The organism is Hymenobacter metallicola (genome assembly GCF_004745645.1).
Classification (GTDB): domain Bacteria; phylum Bacteroidota; class Bacteroidia; order Cytophagales; family Hymenobacteraceae; genus Hymenobacter; species Hymenobacter metallicola.
This window is the reverse complement of sequence record NZ_SRMB01000001.1, coordinates 2097912-2123615: the sequence shown is the minus strand read 5'-3', so window position 1 is coordinate 2123615 and position 25704 is coordinate 2097912. Positions and strand designations below refer to the sequence as shown.

General features: G+C 59.8%; 23 protein-coding genes and 1 riboswitch. Of the genes, 8 read left to right on the top strand and 15 right to left on the bottom strand.

Annotated features, from left to right (window positions below; genetic code table 11):
- Positions 1-74 precede the first annotated feature (74 nt).
- Positions 75-626, bottom strand: a complete 552-nt coding sequence (locus E5K02_RS08940; RefSeq protein WP_135394138.1) for a hypothetical protein — start codon at positions 624-626, stop codon at positions 75-77.
- 43 nt (positions 627-669) lie between these two features.
- Between E5K02_RS08940 and E5K02_RS08935 the strand changes: the two genes are divergently transcribed.
- The gene (locus E5K02_RS08935) at positions 670-930 is read left to right on the top strand and encodes a hypothetical protein (RefSeq protein ID WP_135394136.1); all 261 of its coding nucleotides are present in this window, start codon (positions 670-672) and stop codon (positions 928-930) included.
- 169 nt (positions 931-1099) lie between these two features.
- Positions 1100-2683 carry an amino acid permease gene (locus tag E5K02_RS08930; RefSeq protein WP_135394134.1) on the top strand — a complete coding sequence of 528 codons (1584 nt, stop codon included), beginning with the start codon at positions 1100-1102 and terminating at the stop codon, positions 2681-2683.
- A gap of 77 nt (positions 2684-2760) precedes the next feature.
- Here E5K02_RS08930 and E5K02_RS08925 read toward each other — a convergent pair whose 3' ends face one another.
- Positions 2761-2979 carry a hypervirulence associated TUDOR domain-containing protein gene (locus tag E5K02_RS08925; protein WP_135394132.1) on the bottom strand — a complete coding sequence of 73 codons (219 nt, stop codon included), beginning with the start codon at positions 2977-2979 and terminating at the stop codon, positions 2761-2763.
- Between the two features lie 178 nt (positions 2980-3157).
- Here E5K02_RS08925 and E5K02_RS08920 point away from each other — a divergent pair, with 178 nt between their 5' ends.
- From E5K02_RS08920 to E5K02_RS08895, 6 genes are all read left to right on the top strand, one after another.
- Entirely contained in the window at positions 3158-6211 is a 3054-nt protein-coding gene (locus E5K02_RS08920; protein ID WP_135394130.1) for an amidohydrolase family protein, read from the top strand.
- 60 nt (positions 6212-6271) lie between these two features.
- Positions 6272-7576, top strand: coding sequence for an amidohydrolase family protein (locus E5K02_RS08915; RefSeq protein WP_135394128.1), 1305 nt, complete (start codon positions 6272-6274; stop codon positions 7574-7576).
- 378 nt (positions 7577-7954) lie between these two features.
- Positions 7955-8632, top strand: coding sequence for a response regulator transcription factor (locus E5K02_RS08910; protein WP_135394126.1), 678 nt, complete (start codon positions 7955-7957; stop codon positions 8630-8632).
- Positions 8633-8956: 324 nt separating this feature from the next.
- Positions 8957-9157 carry a hypothetical protein gene (locus E5K02_RS08905; RefSeq protein ID WP_135394124.1) on the top strand — a complete coding sequence of 67 codons (201 nt, stop codon included), beginning with the start codon at positions 8957-8959 and terminating at the stop codon, positions 9155-9157.
- A gap of 145 nt (positions 9158-9302) precedes the next feature.
- Complete coding sequence (locus E5K02_RS08900) at positions 9303-11336, top strand: RICIN domain-containing protein (RefSeq protein WP_135394122.1); 2034 nt, start codon at positions 9303-9305, stop codon at positions 11334-11336.
- A gap of 67 nt (positions 11337-11403) precedes the next feature.
- The gene (locus E5K02_RS08895; protein ID WP_135394120.1) at positions 11404-12315 is read left to right on the top strand and encodes a DUF6929 family protein; all 912 of its coding nucleotides are present in this window, start codon (positions 11404-11406) and stop codon (positions 12313-12315) included.
- Positions 12316-12325: 10 nt separating this feature from the next.
- Here the strand turns inward: E5K02_RS08895 and E5K02_RS08890 are convergent, their stop codons facing one another.
- From E5K02_RS08890 to E5K02_RS08830, 13 genes are all read right to left on the bottom strand, one after another.
- Entirely contained in the window at positions 12326-12529 is a 204-nt protein-coding gene (locus tag E5K02_RS08890; RefSeq protein WP_135394118.1) for a hypothetical protein, read from the bottom strand.
- Positions 12526-13587 carry a hypothetical protein gene (locus E5K02_RS08885; RefSeq protein ID WP_135394116.1) on the bottom strand — a complete coding sequence of 354 codons (1062 nt, stop codon included), beginning with the start codon at positions 13585-13587 and terminating at the stop codon, positions 12526-12528. The genes E5K02_RS08890 and E5K02_RS08885 overlap by 4 nt, the downstream gene beginning before the upstream one ends.
- Positions 13584-15245 (bottom strand): FAD-dependent oxidoreductase, encoded by a 1662-nt coding sequence (locus tag E5K02_RS08880; protein WP_135394114.1) that lies wholly within the window; start codon positions 15243-15245, stop codon positions 13584-13586. The genes E5K02_RS08885 and E5K02_RS08880 overlap by 4 nt, the downstream gene beginning before the upstream one ends.
- Before the next feature lie 149 nt (positions 15246-15394).
- Positions 15395-16957 carry a polyamine aminopropyltransferase gene (locus tag E5K02_RS08875; protein WP_135394112.1) on the bottom strand — a complete coding sequence of 521 codons (1563 nt, stop codon included), beginning with the start codon at positions 16955-16957 and terminating at the stop codon, positions 15395-15397.
- On the bottom strand, positions 16950-17165 hold the full coding sequence (locus E5K02_RS08870) for a DUF350 domain-containing protein (protein WP_135394110.1): 216 nt from the start codon (positions 17163-17165) through the stop codon (positions 16950-16952). Before E5K02_RS08870 ends, E5K02_RS08875 begins: the two co-directional genes overlap by 8 nt.
- A gap of 228 nt (positions 17166-17393) precedes the next feature.
- Positions 17394-17582, bottom strand: coding sequence for a hypothetical protein (locus E5K02_RS08865; RefSeq protein WP_135394108.1), 189 nt, complete (start codon positions 17580-17582; stop codon positions 17394-17396).
- Positions 17583-17597: 15 nt separating this feature from the next.
- Positions 17598-18917: a DUF4178 domain-containing protein gene (locus tag E5K02_RS08860; RefSeq protein ID WP_135394106.1), complete on the bottom strand. Its 1320-nt coding sequence runs from the start codon at positions 18915-18917 to the stop codon at positions 17598-17600.
- Positions 18914-19267 (bottom strand): S-adenosylmethionine decarboxylase family protein, encoded by a 354-nt coding sequence (locus tag E5K02_RS08855; RefSeq protein ID WP_135394104.1) that lies wholly within the window; start codon positions 19265-19267, stop codon positions 18914-18916. Before E5K02_RS08855 ends, E5K02_RS08860 begins: the two co-directional genes overlap by 4 nt.
- An 82-nt stretch (positions 19268-19349) precedes the next feature.
- Positions 19350-20069, bottom strand: a complete 720-nt coding sequence (gene bshB1 / locus E5K02_RS08850) for a bacillithiol biosynthesis deacetylase BshB1 (RefSeq protein ID WP_135394102.1) — start codon at positions 20067-20069, stop codon at positions 19350-19352.
- Between the two features lie 237 nt (positions 20070-20306).
- A complete protein-coding gene (locus tag E5K02_RS08845) occupies positions 20307-21332 on the bottom strand; it encodes an LLM class flavin-dependent oxidoreductase (protein WP_135394100.1) in 1026 nt (341 codons plus the stop codon).
- A complete protein-coding gene (locus E5K02_RS08840; protein WP_135394098.1) occupies positions 21332-22339 on the bottom strand; it encodes an ATP-grasp domain-containing protein in 1008 nt (335 codons plus the stop codon). Before E5K02_RS08840 ends, E5K02_RS08845 begins: the two co-directional genes overlap by 1 nt.
- Positions 22340-22730: 391 nt before the next feature.
- Positions 22731-22824, bottom strand: a riboswitch (SAM riboswitch).
- Positions 22825-23011: 187 nt separating this feature from the next.
- Entirely contained in the window at positions 23012-24013 is a 1002-nt protein-coding gene (locus tag E5K02_RS08835) for a DUF4886 domain-containing protein (protein WP_135394096.1), read from the bottom strand.
- A 47-nt stretch (positions 24014-24060) separates the two neighbouring features.
- Positions 24061-25398 (bottom strand): dicarboxylate/amino acid:cation symporter, encoded by a 1338-nt coding sequence (locus E5K02_RS08830; protein ID WP_135394094.1) that lies wholly within the window; start codon positions 25396-25398, stop codon positions 24061-24063.
- Positions 25399-25704 lie beyond the last annotated feature (306 nt).

Here is a 25704-nt window from a genome sequence, read left to right as displayed (position 1 = left end):
CCCATACCTATAAAGGAGGCCTTTACAGCCTCCTTTATGTAAGTCACCGGGTGTCAATTGGTACCTGACAAGGCTTAGCGGCCCCGGCGAAGGCCACCTTTACCACCGCGGCCACCCTGACCAGCTTTGCCGTTCAAGTAGTACGATTTGTTGCTTTCGTAGGTGCTAAACTGGGCCGGGCTGATAGCGTCGCGCAGGCCGCGTTCAAACTGTGCCACCGTTCCCTCAATCAACTGGGGGTTCTGCTGCGCCGCCGTGTAGTCGCGCACGTAAGTTTCGGCCAGCTGGCGAATAGCATCGCGCTGCCCGTTGTTGAGGCCGCCCAAGCCTTGCTCAAACCGGTTAACCATGGTAGCTACTGCCGTCGTGCTGGTTTTGGGCTGTCCTTTCGTGGGGTTTGGGCCCTGGGCCAGCAGGTAATAGTTTTTATTGGCCTGATACTGCTCGTACTGGGCGGGCGTCAGGGCGCCTTGAGCCAGGCGGTCAAACTGGGCCGCGGCCCCGGCAATCACCTGGGCATCCCCGTTAGCTGCTCGCCGGTCGCGGGCAAAGGATTCGGCTCCTTGCCGCAGCGCGTCGCGCTGGCCGTTATTAAGAGTGCCCAGGCCCCGCTCCAGGCGCGTCACGATAGCCGAAGCTTCCTCGGCAATTGTCCGGTCGCCTTGCCCGATGAAAGCTGTGGGCAGAGGAGCGGCACCTGAAAAGCCAACAACGGCGCTGTTAAGAGCAAAGGCAACAAGGCAGGTCTTAAAAAACTTGAGTGGTGTTCATGCGAAAGAGAAAAGGAGAGAGGATTTATTATGTTCTTTTAAGGCATTGTCCAAAAGCATGCCAACTGGCTGCTGTCTTTTGGAAGAGTTGGACAATACGGGCATCGGCCACGGAAAGGACAAGATTTGTCTGAAATTAGCTTTTGCTTTCCCTATATAGGTGTTGTGAGCAGGCTGAACCGGACTTTTGGGCCTGATGCAACCAAACCGTGGAGTGGGGCTCTTTGGCTTAATAGTGCTGATTATCGCCTATATTCGGGCCAGGCGAAGCCAATTCGCACCTGTTTTACTATCCTTTCTCACCTTCTTTCTTCTCTTTTCTTCATTGTATGGCAAATATTTTCGCCAAAAAACCCCTGGCTATCCTGCTCGGTGAGGCTAACTCCTCCGGAGAAGGGGCGCTTAAGCGCACCTTGGGCGCGGCCAACCTTGTCGCGCTGGGCGTGGGTGCCATTATTGGCGCCGGCCTGTTTGTGCGCACGGCCGCCGCGGCGGCCCAGGCAGCTGGTCCGGGCGTAACGCTGGCCTTTATCGTGGCCGCTATTGGTTGCGCTTTTGCGGGCTTGTGCTACGCCGAGTTTGCGGCTATGATTCCGATTGCTGGTTCGGCCTACACTTATGCCTATACTACCATGGGTGAATTTGTCGCCTGGGTTATTGGCTGGGCCCTGATTATGGAGTACGCCCTGGGGGCGGCTACCGTGTCCATTGCCTGGAGCGAATACCTCAATAAGCTCTTACAGGTCTTTGGGATGAGTATCCCCTACGAATGGTGCCACTCGCCCTTCGAAAGTGCGGCCGTGAATGGGGTGATGCAGCATGGCTTTGTGAACCTGCCCGCCTTGTTTATCATTATTGTGCTCAGCCTGCTCCTGATTAAGGGGACGCAGGAGTCGGCAACTTTCAACGCTATAATTGTGGTGGTGAAAGTGGCCATTGTATTGATTTTTATTGCGGTAGGCTGGCAGTTTATCAATCCCGCCAACCACACGCCCTACCTGATTCCGGAAAATGCTGAGCCGGTGAGAAATGCGGCCGGAGCAGTAGTGCGCGAGTACTCGGCCTGGAACAAGCATGGCTGGGGCGGTATTCTTGGGGGCGCGGCCATCGTGTTCTTTGCCTTTATTGGATTTGATGCCGTGAGCACCGCGGCCCAGGAAGCCAAAAACCCCAAGCGCGACATGCCCATCGGGATTCTGGGCTCCCTGGCCGTATGCACCGTGCTCTACATTCTGTTTGGCCACGTACTGACGGGGGTTGCCAGCTGGCGCGAATTTGCTGACCCTGCCAAAGGCGGCGAAGCTTCCGTTACCTACGCTATCAAGGAGCACATGCCCGGTTTCGAGTGGCTGAGCACGGCCGTGACGGTGGCTATTCTGGCCGGTTTCTCGTCCGTAATTCTGGTAATGCTTATGGGCCAGAGCCGCGTGTTCTTCTCCATGGCCAACGACGGCCTGATGCCGAAAGCGTTTTCCGAGCTGCACCCCAAGTTCCACACGCCCTACAAGTCGAACCTGGTACTGCTGGTGTTTGTGGGCGCTTTTGCGGGCTTTGTGCCCGGCTCCCTGGCCGGTGATTTGACGTCCTTCGGTACGCTGCTGGCCTTTGTGCTAGTATCTATTGGGGTGTGGCTGATGCGCCGCTCCGACCCGGCGCAGTTCCGGCCCTTCCGCTCGCCGCTCTCGTCGCCGGCTTTCCCGCTCGTACCCTTCATGGGCGCGGCTATCTGCCTGCTGATGATTGCCGCCCTGGATGCTAACACGCTCAAGCTGGCCGTCGGCTGGATGGTACTGGGCTTTATCGTGTACTTCATCTACGGCAAGAAAAACTCCAAGCTGCAGCAAGGCATTGTCGTAGTGCCTACCGAGCTGGAAGAGCAAGCCTTCATTGAGCCCGATGTGCACAACCGCTAGAGTCTAAACGTCTCTCTGAGTACGAAGCCCCGTCAGCACGCTGCTGGCGGGGCTTTTTATTGCTTGGGGTAATGCGGTTACTTCTTGGCCTTCACCGGCGATACTTCGCTCTGGAGCTTGATAACCCGGTCGCCGTTCTCCTGCACAATCACATACGCTGGGTTTTCTGGGGTGCCGTTGCGGGTGATGTCGCTGCCCTTGAGCTTACGCGTGACAGGTTCTTTGTGCGTTTCTTCAATCTTGCCGGTGGCGGTACCGGTGCCGTATTTCCAGCTGACTTGCGTGCCTTTGCGCATGGTGGAGAAGTGGTTAGAACGAGGAATAAAGTAAATACTGGTAGCAGGGTAGAAAAGTTAAGCTTGGCAGTAGGCTAGCCGCGTTTTGCGGATTTTTCAGTGAAAACGCCTGAAAAGTGCGAACCTGCCGCTACCTTTCCATCCCGATGCTTTTTTCATCACCTTCCACCGTTTCTTCATGTCACTACCTCTACGCCAGCTCGGACTAGCGGGGGGCTTGCTGCTTAGCAGCCTGGCCGCCTATGCCCAGCCCAGCACGTACCCGCGCAATGGCGTTTACGACCAGCGCCCCGGGCTCTACGCCTTTACCCATGCCACCATTTTCACCGACTACAAAACCCGCCTGACCGACGCCACGCTTATCATCCGGGATGGCAAGGTAGAAGCCGTGGGCACAGGGGTGAAAATTCCGGCCGGGGCCGTGATTACCGATCTGAAAGGCCGCTTCATCTACCCGGGCTTTGTGGACCTGTACGCCAGCTACGGGGTACCCGAAGTGAAGGCCCCCGAACGCCAGGGCCGCCGCAGCGGCCCGCAATTTGACAGCCAGAAAGCCGGCGCCTACGATTGGAACCAGGCCATTCACCCTGAGGTCAGTGCCGCCGAGCTGTTTAAGGTGAATGAGGAGCAGGCCGATGTATACCGCCGCCTGGGCTTCGGGGCCGTGCTTACCCAGCAGGCCGATGGTATTGCCCGGGGCACGGCGGCGCTGGTTACCCTGAACACGGCCCGCAAGGAGCAGGAAGTAGTGCTGGCCGACCGCGCCGCCGCCGCTTACTCTTTTGATAAAGGCACCAGCACCCAGGATTATCCCAGCTCCCTGATGGGTAGCATTGCCCTGCTGCGCCAAACCTACCTCGACGCCGACTGGAACCAGCGCAACCCGACCAAGGAGCAAAACCTGTCGCTCCGGGCCTTTAACCAGCAGCGCCAGCTCCCGCAGATTTTCGACGTGCGCGACAAGCAGTCGGCGCTGCGGGCCGATAAGGTAGGCGACGAGTTCGGGGTGCAGTACATTCTCAAAGGCCGGGGCGACGAGTACCAGCGCCTGGCCGATATCCAGGCTACCAAGGCCCCGCTGATTATTAGCCTTAACTTCCCCGACGCCTACAATGTCGACGACGTATACGATGCGTCCCGCATTTCACTGGAAGAACTCAAGCACTGGGAAATGGCGCCGGCCAATGCGGCCATTCTGGCCAAGGCCGGGGTGCCTTTCGCGCTGTCGGCCGCCGACCTCAAGGACAAGAAGAAGTTTTTGCCCAATCTGAAAAAGGCTATTCAGTACGGCCTGACCGAGGAGCAGGCCTTGCGTGCCCTCACGGCCACGCCGGCCGAACTCCTGAAAGCACAAAACCAAGTAGGTAGCCTCAAAGCCGGCATGGTGGCTAACTTCCTGGTGTGCTCCAACCGCCTCTTCGCCGACGACAACGTGCTGCTCGACAACTGGGTGCAGGGGCAGCGCTACCAGCTCAGCACCGTGCCCAGCGACTACCGCGGGGTGTATACCTTGAAAGTAGGCAGCCAGCCCGAGCTGAAAATGTTGGTGGCTGGCAAGCCCGACGCGCCCGAAATGCGCATCGTGCTGGCCCCCAAGGATACGGTCCGCGGCGCATTGTCGGTGAATGGGGAGCTGGCTACGCTGGTGTATAACCCGACGCCCAAAACCAAGGGTGCGGCTATCCGGCTCAGTGGTTTCTACACTCCCGAAACCCGCCTGTTTCAGGGCGACGGGCAGCTGGCTGATGCCTCCCAGGTGAAGTGGAGCGCCCAGCGTCAGGAGGAAGCTACCCGCGCCGCCCGCCGCGACTCGGCTAAAGCGCCCGAGCCGGTCCAGATAGGGCAGGCCCTGTTTCCTTTTGTGGCCTTTGGCCGGGCCCAGGTGCCCCAGCAGGAAACCGTGGTTATCAAGAATGCCACCGTGTGGACCAGCGACGCGGCCGGCAAGCTTGAAAACACCGACGTGCTGCTCCAGAATGGCAAAATTCAGAAGATCGGCAAGAACCTCGCGGTACCCAAAGGGGGCCGCAGCATCGACGGTACCGGCAAGCACCTCACCCCCGGCATTATCGATGAGCATTCCCATATTGCCATCAGTGAGGGCGTAAACGAAGGCACCCAGGCCGTGACCAGCGAAGTGCGGGTCAGCGACGTGGTCGATGCCGAAGACATCGACGTGTACCGTGACCTGGCGGGCGGCGTGGTGGCTTCCCAGCTGCTGCACGGCTCGGCCAACCCCATCGGCGGGCAGTCGGCCCTGATTAAGCTGCGCTGGGGCATGACGGCCGAGCAAATGAAAATCGAGGGCGCGCCAGGCTTCATCAAGTTTGCCCTGGGTGAAAACGTGAAGCAGAGCAACTGGGGCGAAATGAACGTGCTGCGCTTCCCCCAGACCCGCATGGGCGTCGAGCAGGTGTTCGTGGATGCCTTCACCCGGGCCAAGGAGTACGAGCAGGAGTGGAAAGCCTGGGACAAGCTCAGCAAGGGCAAACAGAAGAAAGGGGAGGCCCCGCGCCGCGACCTGGAGCTCGAAGCCCTGGTTGAAATCCTCAATCAGAAGCGTTTCATCACCTGCCACAGCTACGTGCAGAGCGAAATCAACATGCTGCTGAACGTGGCCGACCGGATGGGCTTCAAGGTCAATACCTTCACCCACATTCTGGAAGGCTACAAGGTGGCTGATAAGATGAAGGCCCACGGCGTGAATGCCAGTACCTTCTCCGACTGGTGGGCCTACAAAAACGAGGTGCGCGACGCTATTCCCTACAACGCGGCTATCATGCACGACGCGGGCCTGAACGTGGCCATCAACTCGGACGACGCCGAAATGAGCCGCCGCCTCAATCAGGAAGCAGCCAAAACGGTGAAATACGGCGGCCTTTCGGAAGAAGAAGCCCTGAAGCTGGTAACCATCAACCCGGCCAAGATGCTACACCTCGACCAGCACATGGGCAGCATCAAGGAAGGCAAGGACGCCGACGTGGTGCTCTGGACCGACCACCCGCTGAGCATTTACGCCCACCCCGAGCGCACCTTCGTCGATGGCCGCCAGATGTTCGACGTGGAATCGGACGCCCGCATGCGTCAGGAAGTGGAAAAGGAGCGGCTGCGCATTGTGCAGAAAATGCTGGATGCCAAGAAAGCCGGCGCGCCCACCCAGGGTGCTACGGCCAAGGCCAACAAGCATTTTCACTGCGACACGATGGGCGAAGAAAAGGAGCTGGATAACTAAGCCCCGCCAGTATTGCCAGTTCCTTTCTGTAGTGGTGCCAACGTTCAAGACCTTAATTCAATGAAATATATTCTTTTTTCCCTGGCCCTACTCACGGTCACGCCCCTGCTGGCCCAGGTGCCTACTCCGGCGCCCGCCCAAAGCAAGCCCGTGCTGCTGCTTGGCGGAACCCTGCACGTCGGCAACGGGACCGTGGTGCCCGACGCCGCCGTGGCTTTCGATAAAGGCCGCATTGTTTACGCCGGCGCGCAATCCGGCTTCAGCCAGGACAAGGCCACCTATGAGGTGGTCGACGTGAAAGGGCAGGAAATCTACCCCGGCCTGATTTTGCCCAATACCACCTTGGGCCTGACGGAGGTAGAAGCCATACGGGCCACCGTGGACGAGCGGGAGGTAGGTACGCTCAACCCCAACGTGCGGGCCCTGATTGCCTACAATACGGATTCCGATATCATCCCGACCGTGCGCACCAACGGGGTGCTGCTGGCTCAGGTAACGCCCCGGGGCGGCTTGCTCTCGGGCCAGAGCAGCATTGTGCAACTCGATGCCTGGAACTGGCAGGATGCCGCGGTGAAAACCGACGATGGCCTGCACCTGAACTGGCCCCCGATGGTGCTCAAGCTCAACCCGACGGAAGATGCCGCCGCCGTAGAACGGCGCGAAAAAGCCCGGCAGCAGCAACTCCGCGACCTGGAACAGCTGCTCAGCGAAGCATCGGCCTACCGGGCCCTGCCCGCCGGGCGCAAGGAGAATCTGCGCCTTTCGTCCCTGAGCGGCCTGTTTGATGGGTCCAAGACCTTGTTTGTGCACGCCGACTACGGCAAGGAAATAATCGAAGGGGTGCGCTTTGCCAAGCGGCTGGGTGTGCAGAAGGTCACCGTCATCGGCGCCCGCGACGCGTGGATGATGCTCGACTTTTTGAAGCAAAATGATGTAGCCGTGGTCTTGTCCCGCATCCACGCCCTGCCTCGCCGCTCCGGCGATGACTATGACCTTCCCTATAAACTCCCGAGCTTGCTGCAGCAGGCTGGTGTGCGCTTCTGCCTCGACTATGAAGGCGACCAGGAAACGGCCGGCTCGCGCAATCTGGCTTTTATTGCGGGCACCGCCGCCGGTCATGGTCTGACCAAAGAGCAAGCTCTGACGGCCGTTACGCTCAGTCCGGCCCGTATTATGGGCCTCGACAAGGACTACGGTAGTCTGGAAGCCGGTAAAAGTGCCACGCTCGTGGTTAGCAGCGGCGACTTACTGGACATGCGGACCAACAATGTAACGTACGCCTTTATTGATGGCCGAGCCTTCAACATGAGCAATAAGCAGACGTATCTGAACCAAAAGTTTCGGGGCAAATATGGGCTTAAGTAGTCTGATACCGCATTAGCTCACGAGGCGCTGCTTTCGAAAGCAGCGCCTCGTTTTATTTTGAGAGGTTGGGCTGTCGGAGTGGAACGTACAAGTTATTGTCATTTTGAGGGCTGGAGTTGACCGAAAACTACCCTGCGGCTGGTACGGATAAGGGAATAAATAGCCTTTGAAACTGGTAGCTGTGTATGAATTAAGTAGTTATAAACTGCAATATGCTAATATACATGCCTTTTGGAATGCTCATAGTATTTGTTTAAGTTTAAAGTGCATTGATAAGTGACAAAGTAGGTCGCTTGACAAAATGATGAAGTGAAGTTGGCCATGTGCCTGATGGAAAATCAGCTGCACTGAGCGTGCTTCGTAAGTCTTTTTCTGGCTATGGATAAAACTTTTACCGACGTTTCCTGCATTTCTGTCATGGTGGTCGATGACCATCCATTGGTACTAGCTGGTATCAAAGCGCTGCTGCAGCCTGAAACTGATATTCGGGTTTTAGCAGAAGCTGACAGTGGGGCGAAAGCGCTACAGATGCTGGCCGAACATCCCGACATCCAAGTGGCGCTGCTGGATTTGAACATGCCCCATATGACGGGGATAGAGCTGGCCCGCCTTATTCGGCAGCGACACCCACAGGTCAAGGCGCTGGTATTGAGTACTTTTCAGGATCATGCTTCGGTGGCGGAGGTGCTGGAGGCTGGCGGAACCGGTTATCTTTTAAAAAGCACGACCCGTCAAGAACTGGGTACCGCAATTCGGGCAGTGGCTGCTGGGCAGCGGTATTTTAGTCAGGAAGTAACGGCCACCATGGTGCAAAGCCTTGAGATTCAAGCCGGGCACAGCAGCCAACGGGTTGAGAAACCGGCTTCATTGACCAGCCGCGAATCTGAAATCCTGCAGCTCATTGCGCAGGAGTACTCTAATGAACGCATTGCTCAACAGCTTTTCATCAGCGAAAGAACGGTTGAGTCGCACCGTAAGAACATTCTTACCAAAACCAAGTCCAAAACCATTATTGGACTAATTCGGTACGCCTTACGCAATAAGCTAATCACTTAGTCTGATAAGGAAAAATCAGGCAAAATCAGTCTTCCGACTCCTCATAGGCTTCGCAGGGAAAGACCTTAAACGGCCCCTATACAGCGGAAGCCGCTGTGTGTGGTAAACCCTCCGTACTAGCACGGAGAAAAAATTACGAGTTGCTACGGACTAGATTATTTCCATAAATAATATACCTTAGCATCATTCAATTGAATGATAATATCTTTATATTTGTTCGGTGTTCTGGTAACAGAATTATTCGAATAATTTATTTGCTTTTCTTGTTGACGCGCGTTTCAAAATGCCTGGTTTCCACGTTTTCAACACCTAACCCAACACATCATGGCTTCCAAAATTCTATCCTTTATTTGCCACGTACCCGAAATGATGCCGGGCACCTTTCCCACGACTTCTACTCCTGCTCGCTCCAGCCGGGCTGCCGAGCGCAAAGCCGACCCGAAGGCATCAGGCGGACACTTCACGGCTATTTATGAAAACGAACGGTTTGTCCGCTTCAAGTATATCAGCAACACGAATGAATAACTATTACTAGCTCTGGCGGCAGGCCGCGGAAAACCCAGTCTGCATGGCGTCGAAACGACGTCCGGTGTTTTCCGCGGCCAGCCTATCACCTGTTTCCACCCGGGATTTCGCCTAACTTGCACGCCTGTCCATCCATTTTGCGTGCATGAGTCGTTATCTGTTTAGCCTACTGGTACTGCCTTTTCTACTAACTGCAGTTTCCGTAGCTGCCCAGCAGCCCGGTTTTACCCCCGAAGAGAATGCCTGGTATGGAGTAGTAGCCCGCGGCAGCGGCCGCTCCCTCGACATTACCGGCTCGTCGCCCGAAGCGGGAGTAGCCGCCGTGCAGTGGGAATTTACCCATGCTTCGAGCCAACAATGGCGATTTGTGCGCATTACGGCCGGTGGCGAATATTTCCGGCTTGAAGCCAAGCACAGTACTAAGTGCCTGACGGTGGAAAAGCCGGAGGAAAATGCCCCCTTGGCACAGCGTCCCTGGACGGGAAGCTTCTATCAGCAGTGGAAACTGGTGCCGGCGGGGCCCATTGGCAGCTACGAACTCGTAAACCGGGGCAACGACAAGTGTGCCGCCGTAGCGGCTTCCGATAAGTTTAATGGTACGCCCATCGTAGCCCAGAAACCCTCCAACCGGGCTACGCAGCAGTGGCGTTTGTTTAAGCTCCGTCTCAACCTCGACCCCAGCCAGCCCGGTTTTGGACCGGCTGAGCCACTCACTGCCCTGAATACGCCGGGCAATGAGCTACAGCCAGTGCTAACTCCGGACGGGAAAACGCTCTATTTCTCGCGAACAAAGTTTGCCGGCAATACCGAAGGCAATACCGACTCGGGTGATATCTGGGTGAGCCAGTCGACGGACGGGCAAGCCTGGGGCCCAGCCGTGCGGCTGGATGCGTTGAACACCCGTCAAAACAACGGGGTGATGTCGGTGGTCGGCCCGCAGGGCGGCCTGCTGTTGGTACGGGGGCTTTATGAGCGCGACGGAAGCTTCCGGGATGAAGGCGCCTCCCTGATTTCCCGGGAGGGGAGTAGCAAAAGCAAAACCGACCGGCCCGAGCCGCTAACTGTTCGCAACTACTACACGGCCGGGGCTGCTACCACCTTTTTCATGTCGGCCGATCAGAAGGTGCTGCTGCTTTCCCTGGAGCGCGGCGACACCTTTGGGGGCAACGACCTGTATGTGAGCCGGGCCCAAGCCGATGGTTCTTGGGGAGAGCCTCAGAGTCTGGGCGGCGTGCTGAACTCGCCCGGGTTTGAGTTTGCCCCCTGGTTAGCGCCCGATGGTCGTACCCTGTATTTTGCCTCCTACGGGCACGCGGGCTACGGCGGGGCCGATATTTTCGTGAGTACCCGCCAAGACGATACCTGGTCGAGATGGAGTGAGCCCCGCAATCTGGGCCCCTCGCTGAACGGGCCAGGTTTCGACGCTTATTTTATGCTCAGCGCCGACGGCAAACAGGCTTACTACGCGGCCTCGCGTACGGCCAACGGGCCAGCCGACCTGTACCGGACGGCCGCCAGTGGGGTAATTTCTGCCGATACTGCGCGCCCAGTCACGGCCGCGCCCAACGTAGCTCAGCGCACGTTGCTGACGGGAAAAGTGCTGGATGCCAAGACGCGGGTTCCGGTGAAAGCAGAAGTGAAAGCTATTCGCCTGGATAACGATATTGTCTTCAATGCTACGTTACGGACCGATGCCAGCGGCACGTTTCAGTTTTCTCTTCCGGCGGGCAGCTACCGCCTGTCGGCTACCAGCCCGTCTTTCCTAACGGGTACCGACACAGTACGCATGGTCGCGTCGATGACGCGGGAGCTACTGCTGGTACCGGCCGAGGTGGGTGGTAAGCTGGAGCTGCCGACCCTGATATTTGCCCAGGGCAAGTACACGTTGTTGCCGGCCTCCTACGCCGAACTCAACCGCCTGGCCCGCACCCTGACCGATAACCCTACGGTGAGTATTCGCCTGGAAGGCCACACCGACAACCAGGGCCGGGCCGACCTTAACCAGAAACTTTCGGAGGATCGGGTAAAAGAAGTGAAGCGCTACCTCGTCACGCGGGGAATTAGTGAGGCGCGTATCACGACCATTGGCTACGGAGGCAGCAAGCCCCGCGCCAGCAATGCTAAGGAAGAAACCCGCAAGCTGAACCGCCGGGTAGAGTTTACGATAACCAAGCAGTAGGTTTCTGCGAATACAAGTTATTCCACCTGGGGTGCCTGTTCGTTTGCTGGTTTAGTTTCCGCGTTGCATGAAAGCCACTATTCTACGTCAATATGATCTGCCCAAGCTACCTTCAGCCTCGGGCATCGAGCTGGTCGGCGACACGGCCTATATCATTGGCGACGATTCTCCGTTTCTCTACAGCTGCTCGGCCCAGTCGTTGGCCCCGAATGCGCCACTGGCCTTGTTTGAAACGGCTCATTTCAGCTCGGGCCGTATCCCCAAGGACCGCAAGCCCGATCTGGAGTGCCTGACGGCCATTACTACCGGGTCGGAAACGGCCTTGCTGGCGTGTGGCTCGGGGGCAACGGCGGCGCGGGAGCAGGGCTTCTGGGTCGATTTGCCCAAAGGCCCCGGCTCGGCCACGGTGCAGCCCGTGTCGCTGAGCCGGTTATATGCGGCGTTGCGGCAGGCCTTGCCGAGGGGTATTACCCTGAACCTGGAAGCAGCGGCCGCCACGGCTACCGAACTGCTGCTGTTTCAGCGCACGGTGGGTGCGGAAGCTGGCAACATCGTGTTTCGGCTGCCGCTGGCGGCGGCCCTGGAGTGTATCCGGCACCAGCGCGAAGTGCCGCCCGTGCAGCAGCAACTGTTCCGCCTGCCCAGTATTGCGGGTAAGCCGGCGGGCTTTTCCGGCGCCTGCACCTTCGACAACAACGTCTTTATAACGGCTTCTGTGGAAGACACCCAGGACGCCATTGCCGACGGCGAGGTGCTGGGCAGTTTCGTGGGACTGCTGCCGGCCCCCCAGCCCGGTGCCAAGGCTCCGCTGTTGCAACTGGCTCATTTGGCCTTGCCGGATGGCAAACCCTACCGGGGCAAAGTGGAAAGCATTGTAGTGCGACGAGCGTTAGGCGGCGGGCGCTACGAAGCCCTGCTGGTGACGGATGACGACGCGGGAGGCTCCACGGCCGTGCTCATCGAGCTGCACACGGCGTAAGCAGGAGTACTTAGCGGGTTGGTGCGGGGTTTTTGCGCAGCTGCCGGCCCGGTACCACGGCGCGGCCCGTGGCAAACTCGACCAGCATGGAGCCGTTGCGGCCCCGGATGCACTTACCCCGTTCGTCGTGCACGGCCCGGCAATGCTGGCCAACCAACGGTGAGCCCGACAGGCGGGCCAGCCGGTCGCCGAGGTAGCGGTAGGTACTCATCATGCAGAAGCCGGTTTGGGACGGCGCCAGATAAAGCCGTCCAGGACGTAATGCGTGGCCTGAGGCAGCGCCAGCAGCGGCACCAGCCAAGCCAGGACGCCGGGGCTGCTGACGGCGGGCAGCTGCTGAAACCAGCCAAACGCCGCCGCGTGTTCCCGCCACACCAGCCCGTCCCAGATGCCTTCTTCGAGGTAAGCCAGCCCGAACAGCAGGCCCAGGAAACCAACCAAGGCCACAACCCGGCCCAGCGGGCGGGCGGAGCGACCCGGAGCGGCCGGCCGGCTGATCCAGATCAGGGCCAGATAAGGAATACCGTGAGACACGACGTTGAGCAGGGTAAAAGCCAGGTCGCCGTTAAAATAGACGATGCCGAAATACCAGGATACGGCCGTGCCGGCCAGCAGCAGGTTGCGGGGCCAGTTGAGGCGGCGGTAGAGCCGCCATTGGTAAACTTCTTTAGCCAGGTACAATAGCAGCAGCCCTACATACAAGATAGTTGCAACCCAGCGCCCGGCCGGCCAGTTGTGCTGCAGAAAGTCGCCCTCCACAAACCAGGTAAAATTGCGCGGGGCCGATAAGTGCCAATAAAGCAGCGGGTAAATGGTCGTGTAGTACACCAGCGCCGTATCGAGCCAGCGGAAGGGAGTCGTCGGGGGCTCCTGGCGCTGGTAGAGGCGCAGAAAGCCGTATTGCTGCCGGATAAAGTGAAACACTGCCAGATAAGCCAGCACCCGCCAAAACACCAGGCTGCCGAGTTGGTGTAGGGCTACTCCGGCCACGTAGCAGCCCAGGGGCACGAGCCAGAGTAGGCGTTGCTGCTCGCGGCGGCGGGTTGGGTCGAAGTAGGTGCGGAAGAGGGTGCTGTAAACGTGGGCCACGTCGATGAAGACGACCAGCACAAGCCAGCCCAGCAGCGGCATCTGGGCGGAACTGCGGAAGGAGGCGGGCAGCAGCAGCACCAGCAGCAGGGCCACGAAGGGCGGCGACAATACCCATAGCCCATCAAAGACGGCGGAGCGAATCCAGGGCTGGGGCGGCGGCAAGCGGTGTAATCGGGTCATGCGGAATGGCCGAGCAGTTGGCGGGCCGCCCGAATGCCCTGGTAAAAGCCTTCTTCGAAGATAGACATGCCGCTCAAATCGGTGTGGGCGAAAAAGAACCGCTGGCGTAGGGGTTGGGCCGCCTGCTGCCGGCCGGGGTGCCAGAGCGTGCCGGGCGTGGGCGCTACCATGCCGTGGCCCCAAACCCAGACATCGGCGTGACGGACGCGGGCGGTGATGCCAACGTGGGCTTTTTCCAGCTCGGCGAGAATTTGGGTGAGCCACTGGTCGTAGCTGGTGCGGTAGGCGCGTTGGCGGGCGGCCTTCGGCAACTCATCGGTAAGGGGCCAGTAGTACGTAATAACCTTCTGCTGAGTGCCCAGCGCTACATCCTGCTGATTGGCATTGACGTAGCCGACCGACTCAGCGCCGTAGATGACGTTGTCCCAGCTGAGCGGGGCACCGGGGCCCTGGGGCAGGCCGTCAACGGTCAGATTGGCCACCACCCAGGGCGCACGGTGCAACGGCTGAGTAGGGCGGAACAAACCCGGCAGGCCGTGCAGCAGGCGCTGGGTCACGAACTGCGGGGTCGCCAGCAGCACGTGGCGGGCTTGAAGGCGGCTAGTTTTCTGCGTGAGGGTGTTGTAGGTGAGGACGGCCACGCCGGTGGCAGTTTCCTGCACGGCGTAGGCCAGGGTATTGGGCAGGATGCCCTCTGGGGCTTGCCGCCGCAGGTGCTCGACCAGAAAGCCATTGCCCTGGGGCCAGGTCAGTACGTCGGCGCTGCTGGCGTTGTGGGCGTCGCCTTTGCGGGCGGCGAAGTAGTGGAGGCCGGCCCAGGCCGAAGTCATGGCGGCCGTGGTGCCGTAGTCGTCCTTGCAGCAGTAGTCGAGGTACCAGCGCAGGTAGTCGGAGGTGAAGCCGTGCTGGGTGAGGTAGTCGGCAAAAGAAATAGCGTCGAGCCGGCGGAACTGCTCATCCTGGGACGACTGGTCGACGGGAATGCGGAAGGCGTCTAGTCCGTCTTGGCCGCGGGCGTGGCGCAGAGTTTCGATGAGCTCGAAGAAGCGGGCAATCTGGGCCCGGTCGGAAGCCGGAACGCCGAGTTCGGGCACGAGGCCGGTTTGCCAGTGGCCGTGCAGGTGCAGGCGCTCTTCGGGGTCGTGGCAAAGGTGGTACTCGTTGTAGATGGGGCGGCCATCGGGGGCGGTGCCGGTGATGGTGCCGGTTTCGCGCAGAAACTCCAGCAGCTCGGCGTGGCGCGGGTCGGGCAGGGGCAGGTAGTGGGCGCCCCAGGGAAAAGCCGAAGTGGCGTTCTGGCCGGAAGCGGAGTTGCCGCCTACGTGAGCATCAAGCTCCAGCAGCAGCACGTTCTGCTGGCCGTGGCGGTGAAGCCAGCGTTTGGCCGACAGGCCCGCCACGCCGCCGCCGATGATGACAATGTCGGTTTGGACGGTGTGGGTGGGAGCCGGCAGCTGGCCGGGGTTCCAGAGCTGGTGGCCCGTGACCTTGTTGGCGCCGCGTAACGTGCCCCGAATGTGCGCCCGCGGGGAGCCGGGCGCACACGATTCGAGCAGGCCCGGACCCAGCAGCAACCCGGCCATGCCCAGGCCGGCTCGCCCGAGAAATTCGCGGCGGCCGGGCAGGAAAGGGCACTGGGGAAAGTCAGGCACGGACATGAGGAGAGCAATAGGTGGGGGAGGAAGAGCGACGGGCGAGGAGCTAGGCTTAGGAGATACTGCGGCGGCACTCAGCGCGCGGAACACCTAATGTTGCTTGACATAACGTCCTGGTTTTTGCCTTGCCTGCTTTCCTGCGGATTAACTAGTTAGTGGGTGTAAGGCGCCCAGTCGTCTTCGAAGTAGCGGACCAGGGCCTGGTTGTTGAGCTGGTTGATTTCGGTGGGTACCTCGGCCATGTCGGGCGGAAAGTGGAGCATTTCCTTGAGAGTAGCCGCCGTGAGGTAGCGCAAGCCTTGCGGTAGGGTGCCGTTGCCGCGCCAGTGGCCGTTGCGGCCGGCCAGCACATAGCCCCACTCGCCGAAGGAAGGCACGTAGGTGTGGTAGGGAATGGTATGAAAGCCAGCGGCCTGCAAGGTGTGGCTGATGCACCAAAACGACTTCTGGGCCACGTAGGGCGAGGTACTTTGCACCACCATCAGCCCGTCAGGGGCCAGCAGCTTGTGCAGTTCCGTATAAAACGAGGTGCTGTACAGCTTGCCGATGGAGTAGTTGGAGGGGTCGGGGAAGTCGACGACAAGCAGGTCGTAGCGGGTCGTGTCGTAGCGCACCCACTGGTAGGCGTCGCCGTTGATGACCTGCACTTTCGGATTGTTCAGAGCCCCTTTGTTGAGCGCCAGCAGCATTTCGTTGTGCTGAAACAGGTGAGTCATGCCCGCGTCGAGGTCGACGAGGCGGATGCGCTGAAGCTGGGGATACTTGAGTAGCTCGCGCACGGCCAGGCCGTCGCCGCCCCCCAGCACCAATACCCGTTTTGCCTTCGGCAGCGCCTGCATGGCGGGGTGCACCAGGGCTTCGTGGTAGCGGTACTCGTCGGCAGAGCTGAACTGCAGGTTGCCGTTGAGGAAGAGGCGCAGCTCCCGGTTGTTGCGCGTGAGCACGATGCGCTGGTAAACGGTGCTTTTGCTGTAGATGACCTGGTCCTGAAACGCCATGGTTTCGGTGTAGGTCATGATACGCTCGGCGTAGCCAAAGCCGACGGCCAGCAGCAGCAGAGTGCCCGCCATAAGGCCCGCAAAGCGGCGGCGGTAGGGGCGGGTTTCGGGGAAACGGTACAGAGCAATGGCGGCTACTACCACGTTCAGGGCCCCAAAAAACAGAGAGGTACGAATCAAGCCGAGCTGGGGCACGAGCACCAGTGGAAAGATAAGTGAGGCCAGCAAAGCCCCGATGTAGTCGAAGGTAAAAACGCGGGAAACCAGGTCCTTAAACTCGTAGCGATTCTCCAGAATCCGCATCAGCAGCGGAATTTCCAGGCCCACCAGAATGCCGGTGAGGCCCACCAGGGAGTAGAGAATCAGGCGGAAGGAACTGACGTACTCAAACAGCACGAACAGCAGGGGCGCCGAGAAACCCCCAACCAGGCCGACCAGAATTTCGAGGCGGATAAACCACTTAAGTAAGGCTCCGTCGAGGTAGCGCGACAGCCAGGAGCCGATGCCCATCGAGAACAAATAGGCCCCGATGATGGTGGAAAACTGCGTGACCGAGTCGCCGAGCAGGTAGCTGGCCAGGGTGCCGGCAATCAGCTCGTAGATCAGGCCGCAGGTGGCAATGACGAACACTGAGCCCAGCAGCAGGGCCGGCAGGTGGTCGGCCCTGGTACTGCGGCGGCCCTGCTCGGGCGGGGGCAGCACGGGGTCATTACCCATGAATGGCAGAACTGATAATCAGGGCCACCGACAGCATAAAGGCCGCCGCTACAATGGCCAAAGCGTTATTGTGCTCGTCCACAATTTCCTTCCAGAGCGTTTTGGGCGTGAGCTTGTCGATAAGAACAAAGCTGAGGACCAGAATCAGAATGCCCAGCACCGAGTACACGATGGAGGCAGTAATAAGTTTAAAGTTGAGGTATTCCATCGGTGAATCGGTGAGATGGTGAGATAGGGAGTTGTCGGGCTGATTGTGCGGGTACGCTGTGTCATTCCGCGCATCAAGCGGCATCAATCCGTCCTTAGAAATGGGCGGAGCTTGCTTGTGTAGCAAGCCTTCATGGTTGTTGAGTAAAAGGGCGGGGTGGTAAAAGGCTGTGTCGTGCTCGGCAGAGGACGGATGGTTTCGTTGCTCGCAATGACACGTCTTTTTCACCTATTTATGGTAAAAATTGGAGCGGCCGGCGTGGCCGCTGGAGTGGCTGCCGGTGCCGTTGAGGTTTTCGGTCGTTTCATTGTCGTCGCCGAGCAGGCGCACGCCGTGCAGCTGAACCCAGAGGTAGCCAGCGTAGGTAAGCAGGCCCAGCACGAGGTAGAGACGGAGGTTGAGCAAGTCGCGGAGCATAGGGCAAAAAGCGGGTTAAAGCGGGTGCGGGTTGGGGAAATTGCTGTGGTTCCAGCGGTTTTGCTCGTGCGCCCCGCGTAGGAAGTACAGAACCGTGGGATACAGCAACACCGCCAGCATCGCCAGAAACAGGTTACTGGGCACCCAGGGGTTCTCGGTGACGGTGACCGAGAAGAAAATCTGGTGGTTGTAGTCGGTGGAGGGGTAGAGGTTGAGGTGGTAGCGGCCGGCAGGTACCTGCGCAATGGTCGCCTCGGCGTCGACCCGGCCTTCCGACCAGCTTTCGCCGTCTTCCACGCCGTTGTAATACTCGATGCTCTTGGTAAACTCAAAGCCCTGGCCAGTTTGCTCGTTTACCAGGCTCACGGGTAGCTCCAGCCAGGTGTTATTCACGTTGCAGTGTATCTCGAAGTCGAGCACGGCGGGGCCGTTCTCCACATTGAAGGATTCTGATACCTGCACTTTGCCGGTAGCCTCGGAGGTAGCGGTAGGTGGGCCCCCAATCTCGCTGGCAAACTCCTGCCGGAGTATCTGATGGTGGTAGCGCTGGTTGCTCAGCACCAGCTCGGTAAGCAGCAGCAGGGCCAGCAGCAGTCCGGTCAATTTCTTCAGCAGGGGCCAGGAGCTGCCACCGGGCGGGGGCTGCACGGCGCCCACGCCACTGCGGTAGGGCAGGCGCGACATCGTCAGGCCAAACGCCTGGGCCACCTGCCGGGGCTCGATGTGCTCGGCCCGGTACCAGTGCACGGGCCAGTTCTTGGCTTTTTCCTCAATCAGCATCCGGGGCGGGGCCACAAACTCGGTGACGGTCAACTGCTCGTCGTCCAGAATGTTCCAGTCGAACTCGCCCACGGCGTAGAGGATGCGGGGCTGGTACTTGTTATAGATGGCAAACTCCGTGTCGCCATCCAGGGCTACGCGGTGGCTGCCCGAGAGGCCCGGCAGGCCCAGGTGTTTTTCGCTCGACGGCTTGATAAACGTCCAGTGGCCCTCGTACACGGCCAGCTGGGCATACCCAGTATCGGGGTTGAAGAGCATAAATTCGAGCCAGCGGGCCGGGGAGCTGGCTTCCTTGCGCAGCATATACCCCGTCACGCGGTAGAGCAGGCCGTCGGGCAGGGTGCCAATGCTGCCCAGCGCCAGGGCCGGCGCTACCCGGGGCACGTCCTGAAACTTCTTGAGCCGCTCGGTCGTGCCGTTGCGCTGCCGCTTAAACAGCGTGTGGCACTCGGTACAGCCAAAAACGCTGCTGCCGACCGGGTCGTAGTAGGTGCACTGGGCCAGGCAGCCGGGGCAGGTTACCCGGGCTTCGAGCGAGGTTATGCCGTCGTTCATCGGGCTACTTCCGCTTTGGAAAGCTCCGTGGCTTCAAAAAACCGCAGGGTTTCGGCGTAGAGCTGCTGCACAGTGGCCGAGTTGTCGCGCAGGTAGTTCGACAGAAACACGTCGAAAGTGGCCTGCTCAAACTCGGGCCAGGTATGAATGCTCAGGTGGGACTCGGTCAGGCCCACGACGGCCGTAAAGCTGTGGTTGGGAAAGGAATGGTAGACTTCGCCCACTTTCACCAAGCCTAAACGACTGATCTGCTCGTTGAAAAACGTCTGGCAGGCCGCGGCATTCGTCAGGCGGGCCACCGGGGCCCGGAACGTTGCCAGGATATGAAGCCCGGGAGAGTAAGAATGCATTCGATATCTATCAGCCTAAAAAAGTAGAGCGCGACAGTTCCAAACATACCCAGAATAGCCCAAATGCCCAAGCCGGGGCCGGTCAGCGCAGCTGAAACAGGTCATCCACGCCCAGCAGGCGGCGGCAGGTGAAACCCTCGGCAAAGGGCACATTGATGTACTTGCCACAGTCGCGGGCCTGGCCTTCGAGAATCTTCAGAAAGTCGGGCGAGGAAATATAGGTCGAGGTGGGGTCTTCGTAGTCGGGGTGGTAAAACTGGCTTTTGAACGCCGTTACGGCCTCCAGTTTCCGCTCCCAGTACTCGGTAATATCCACCACAATATCGGGCTTGACGTAGGTGTTGTGAATCACCTGCAGCATCAGATCAGGTCGCCAGGCGGGCTGGTTTTGACCCTGGTGCTGGGTTTCGATTTTGGGCAAACCCGACAGAAACGCCGCGTCGTGGACCAGGTTGGCGGCCCGGCCGTGGTCGGGGTGGCGGTCCACGTTGGGGTTGGTCAGAATAATGGAAGGCCGAAAGCGGCGGATAACCTGAATGATTTGCAGCTGATGGGCTTCGTCGTTGAGAAAGAACCCGTCGCGCATGCCCAGGTTTTCGCGCACGTGCAGCCCCAGGATGCGGGCCGCGTCGGCAGCCTCCTCGGCCCGCAGCTCGGCCGAGCCCCGGGTGCCCAGCTCCCCGCGCGTCAGGTCGACGACGCCCACCCGGCGACCCTTGGCAATGTGCTTCATCAGCGTGCCCGCGCAGCCGACTTCGGCGTCGTCGGGGTGGGCGGCAATCATCAGGATATCTAACTTCATAAAGGGGTTTAGAGGGAGCGAAACGGTAAGTATGAAACAGCTAGTATAGACAAAAGAACGTCATGCTGAGTACCGCTGCTGCGTCTCAAGCACCACGATAGGCAGATTACCGTGGGGGAGAGATGCTTCGACAGGCTCAGCATGACGTTCTTGTTCAGCAACATCAGCTTGCAAGCTTCCTCGAACTCTGCTGCAGGCGCCGCCTGCTCAACTTAAGTCCTGGGAAGAGGTATGGGCTTAGGCCAGCACCTGAATGACTGCTTCCGAGAAACGCTCCATTTCTTCGAGCTGGGGGCTGCACTGGAGCAAAAACAGGTCCACGCCCACGGCTTCGAAGGCGGCCACGCGCTCGGCCACCTGGTCGGGGGTGCCGGTCAGGCCCGAGCGCAGGCCCCGGTTCGACACCGAGTAATCCTGCAGCGAAACCTGGTTTTCGAGCTGGGTGCCGGCCAGCCACTGCTGGTAATTCTTATAGCCCGCGGCCGAGCCCTGCACGTTGGTAATGCGCTCCAGCTCCTTTTTGACCTCGGCTTCGGTGTTGCGCACCACCGAGTAGGCGGCCACCCCAAATTTCATGGGCGGCAAGCCCAGCTTCTCGCGGCGCTGACTCAAATCCTGAATGCGGCGGCCGATGGCCGCGGGCTCGTCGCCGTGCATCACGTAGCCGTCGCACTGAGCCGCTATCATGTTTTTGGCCGCCTCCGACTCGCCACCGGCGTAGATGAAGGGCCGGGGCCGCGACACGGGCTTGGGCTGCAGAATCGAATCGGTGACCTTGTAGAACTTGCCCTCGAAGCTGAAGTGGTCCTGCTTCCACATATTGTCCACCACGTGCAGCCACTCGGCGGTGCGGGCGTAGCGGTCATCGTGCTGCTCGAAGTGCACGCCGTACTTCTTGGCCTCGTCCTGCCACCACGACGACACCACGTTCAGCGACAGGCGGCCGTTGCTGATGTGGTCGATGTTGGCGGCCTGCTTGGCTAGCAGCGCCGGCGAGTGGAAGGTGGGCCGCACGGCCACCATCAGCTCAATTTTCTTGGTCACGGCGGCCAACGCGGCGGCCGTGCTCCAGGCATCCAGGCTCGGGGCTTCCTCGCCTTTGATGTCGTTCAGATTCAGCTCGGCAATTAGGGATAGGTCGTAGCCCAAGTCCTCACTGCGCTGGGCCAGCGTTTTCACGTAGTCCCAGTCGGCGCGCATGTTTTCGTCTTCGACGTTGCGCAGCCACCCGCCAAAAACGGGCATCCAATATCCGTAACGCATTATACAGTGGCGGTTTCAGGTTGAACTTCGGTAGCAACGGCGGTAGCGGCCACGCCGGGCAGCTGGCTTTCGAGATAGTCCACGAAGCGGGCGTAGGGGTCGAAGCCCACCACATTCACGGCATCAGCCACGAAGTTGGACAGGGCGTTGACGTCGTAGAAGAGCACGTCGCCGGTGCGGTCGTCAATCAGGTACTCGATGCCGCCCACGTCAATTTTGGCGGCGGCCACGATGCGCTCCACGGCTTCTATTACTTCGGCCGGGGGCGTAAAGGCTTCCACCTGAATGCCTTTCTTGGGCGCTTCGGTCAGGCAGAACTCGGCCGACTGCTCCTCCGGTATCTGGCAGATTTCGGCCGGGCACAGGTTAAAGCTTTCTCCGGTCGTAAACACCTTCATGGCGTAGAGAAACTTGCCGTCGAGGGTTTCCACGCGGTGAATGTTGCCGCCGCGGGGCGTCACGTACTCCTGCACCACGGCCGTTTGGTCGATGCCCAGGTCAATTTGACCAGCCTCCACAGCGGCCTGCACGCCCTCAATCGTGTCGAAGCGGATGATGCCGGCCCCGCTGCCGCCGATGTTGACTTTGACCACAATCGGGAACTGCAGCTGGCGGGCGGCGTCGGGCACCCGGGAAGCGTGGTTGACGACGAAGGATTTAGGATATTTCAAGCCCAGGGAAGCAAACAGCGAGAGTTGCCGGGCCTTGTTGGTTTCGATGCTGGTAGCCACCGAACCGTTGATGATGCGGGTGCCGATCCGCTCGAGGTGGGTAGCAAAGCCGGCCGTGTGGAAAATGCCCTGGCCGTGGCCGCGCAGGTAGGCTGAGGAGCTCATGCGGTTCACGACCAGCGAGTAGCGGCTCTCGGTTTCGGAGGGGTCGAAGAGGTGGTGGGCCGCGTCAATCTTTTCGTAGGGCAGGCCCCGGCGGTCCAGCTCGGCAAATAGGGGCTTGAACCATTCGGGGTGCTCGTAATAAATGCCAATCGGCTTTTGGGGCTGGGCCATGAGTAGTATGAAAAAAGAAATGTGACGGAATAAAGGCCGCGGCAGGGCGGCAGCATGGATAAAGCCCGCAAGTAGAGAGGTCTGCCCAGCAGCAGGTAGGCGCTAGAAACCCCACGGGCCGGCCCAACAGACGCGCTGCAACGCAGCAGAAAGCTGTTCGGTGAAAAACCAGAAAAGTGGGGGCGCCAACGGGCTAAAGCCGCGGCGGCAGAGCAAAACCGACCGAAACAGCGGGAGCTAGGCGGTCAGCGGGCCAGGGAGAAGGAAACTAACAACAACAGCCAGCGCCAGCCGAGGGCCAACAACAGACTGCGGCAAAAGCAGACTGGGGCTGGGCTACGAAAGCAGCGGGAAGGGCAGAAAAGTTGTTGGCAGTGTCCACGGCAACTTGTTTTTATATGGTCAGGACTTGGCACCGTTCCAGCTCATCACTGGGGGTTGCCGGCGTATCGTCGAGCCTGTCTCTCCACGCCTCTGTATAAAAACAATCCTTTGGTCAGAAAGAATTGACCCTGCAAAGGTAAGGCGACGCGCGGCACAGTTACAATACCCCGGCCAGGCGCCGGCTTCCTGCCTTGTTAACGCAGAGTAGCCTATAAACAGAGTAGCCTATAAACAGAAAAGCCCCGCAGAGGTTCCGCGGGGCTTTTCGGAGCCGGTCGGGCCGGGCTTTTAGGGTAGCTGGGCGTTGTTTTTGGCTTTCGTTCTGCCTTTGCCCCGGCCATTTTTTCGCGTCTCGGCCGCTGGGGTAAAGGCCGTGGGCCGGGCGGCTAACACCTGCTCGGCGGCAATGCGCTGCAGACGCACGGCATCAGCCGGTACAATACCCAGCGCGGCGGCGGCCTGCTCGTGGGGGCCCAGTCGGCGGGGGTCATAGCCGGTTATTTCCCCGAACAGCACGCAGGCGTTTAGGTAGGACCCCCACTGGCTCGGGTGGTAGTGGTCTTCGCCCCAGAGGTTGAGTTTGCCGGCCTCGGGCTGGTAGGAATTGCGCAAAGCCACGCCCGCCTGCACGGCCCGCAGCCAGGCGTCGCCGGCCGGGGCCACGCCCGTGAAGTGGCCATTGGCCTGGGCCGCCCCGTAGTAGCCGCGGTGCAGGTCCTGGGTCATCGAGTCGAGGGGCAGGCCGGAGTACGCCTTGCCGGGCGGGTACGTTTGGTCGGCCCGGGCCCAGGTTTGGTAGAAGTAGAGCCGGGCGGCCGGGTTAGCCTGGTGCACTGCCTGCTCGATACGGGTGGAATAGTCACGAAACGTATCGGGCTTGCCGCCGCGGCGAGCCGGCACGGGGTACATACTGTGCTCCTGCAGCACCACCGTATTCCAGCGCGGCTGCTGCAGAATGTGCCGGGCGCTGTCGTAGTGCAGCTTCAGGGATTCTCCGTTGATACACTGCAAATGCACTTCGTAGGGCAGGCCGGCCTGGTCGGCAAACTTCTTGAATATGGCCGGGATGCCGCCCCACGCCCCAATTTTCTGCTTTCCGACCCGCTCAATAGTAATGGCCTGGGAGTTGTAGTTGAACACCGGGTTGTAGCGGCCGTGAAAAAAACTATTGCCCACAAACAGGATAGTCGTAGGGGCCGCAGGCTGTTGGGCCAGGCCACGTTGGGGCAGCAGGAGCGCACTCAGCAGCCCAAGGTGGAGCAGGCGGAAGCGGAGCCAGGAAAAAATCATAAGCGAAATTGCCCGCTGGAGGAGGTCGGGCCTACAAAAGTACGGTTTTAGCGGGGCCCTATTCCCGTGTCGGAGTGCGTGGCCTGGGCAGTAGCTTCGTCCGACTCGGCCGGCGCTACCGCGCCGTGCAGCGCCAGCTGATGCCGGACTTCGTCGAATTCTCCTTCGCTTTTGGCAATGACCAGCGTGGCTACCCCGTTGCCGATAACGTTGGTAATAGCCCGGGCCTCACTCATAAACCGGTCTACGCCCAGCAGCAGCGCCACGCCTTCCACCGGGATAATCCGGGTGGCTGCTAGCGTAGAGGCCAGCACGATAAAGCCCGAGCCCGTAACGCCGGCCGCGCCCTTGCTGGTCAGCATCAGAATGCCGATGAGCGTCAGCTCCTGGGTCAGGGAAAGCTCGATGCCGAAGGCCTGGGCCAGGAAAATGGCCGCAATAGACAAGTAGATCGAGGTGCCGTCGAGGTTGAAGGAATAGCCCGTCGGAATGACCAGCCCCGCCACCGAGCGGGAGCAGCCGTAGCGCTCCAGCTTATCAATCATGCGCGGCAAGGCCGACTCCGACGACGACGTGCCCAGCACCAACAGGATTTCTTCTTTGATAAAGCCCAGAAAGCGCCACAAGCTCAGGCCGTAGTAGCGCAAAATCAAGTTCAAGACGCCAAAAATGAACAGAAACATCGTCAGGTATACGACCAGCATAAGCTTGCCCAGGGGCAGCAGCGTGGCCAGCCCGTACTTGCCGATGGTAAAGGCCATGCCCCCAAAAGCGCCCAGCGGGGCCAGCTTCATAACCAGGCCCAGCACGGCAAACATAGCGTGCGACAACCGCTCGAACGTGGCAATCAGAGGCTGGCTATAGGTGGGAGAAATGCGGCCCAGGGCCATGCCAAACAGCACGGCAAACAAGAGCACCTGCAGCACATCACCCTCGGCAAAGGCCCCCACGACGCTGTGGGGCACTACATGAGTAAAGAACTCGACCCAGTTCATGTCGCCGGCCTGGGCCGTGTATTTGGATGCCTCCGCCGCCTGGGCAGCGGTTTGCGTGGCCACCGAGGCCCGGGCGTCGATGCCGTGGCCCGGGCGCGTCAGGTTGGCCGCTGTAATACCGATAACTAGGGCCAGGGTCGTGACGATTTCAAAGTACAGCAGGGCCTTACCGCCCACCCGCCCCACTTTCTTCAGGTCGCCCATGCCCCCGATACCCAGCACCACCGTCAGGAAGATAATGGGGGCAATCAGCATCTTTATCAGGTTGATAAAAGTGTCGCCGATGGGCTTGAGGGCCGCCCCAAAGCCGGGGAATACGGCCCCCACCACTACCCCGAGGGCAATGGCAGTCAGGACCTGAAACGTGAGGTTGGAAGTAAGTTTCTTCATGCGTGGACAAACAAGCGGGCAGGAATGGAAAGGCCGCCGGCGGGCTTTTCACCTACTCCAAAAACCAGGCTGCGGTTAGGAGCCGACCTTGGCAAAAGGGTGAAGATATTGGGAATCGGCAGGGGGCCGTTTCGGGGCGGGGTGCAAAAGCTTTCAGGGCTGCTCAAACCGCCGGTTGTAGGGCCAGGTAGAGGAGGAGAAGATTGTGAAAATTATAAATTATGTATATATTATCCTGATTGTACAGCAGCTAAGCCGGGCCGCCCGACACCTGTGCGCGGGGCAGCATAGCCCGCCTGGCTCAGG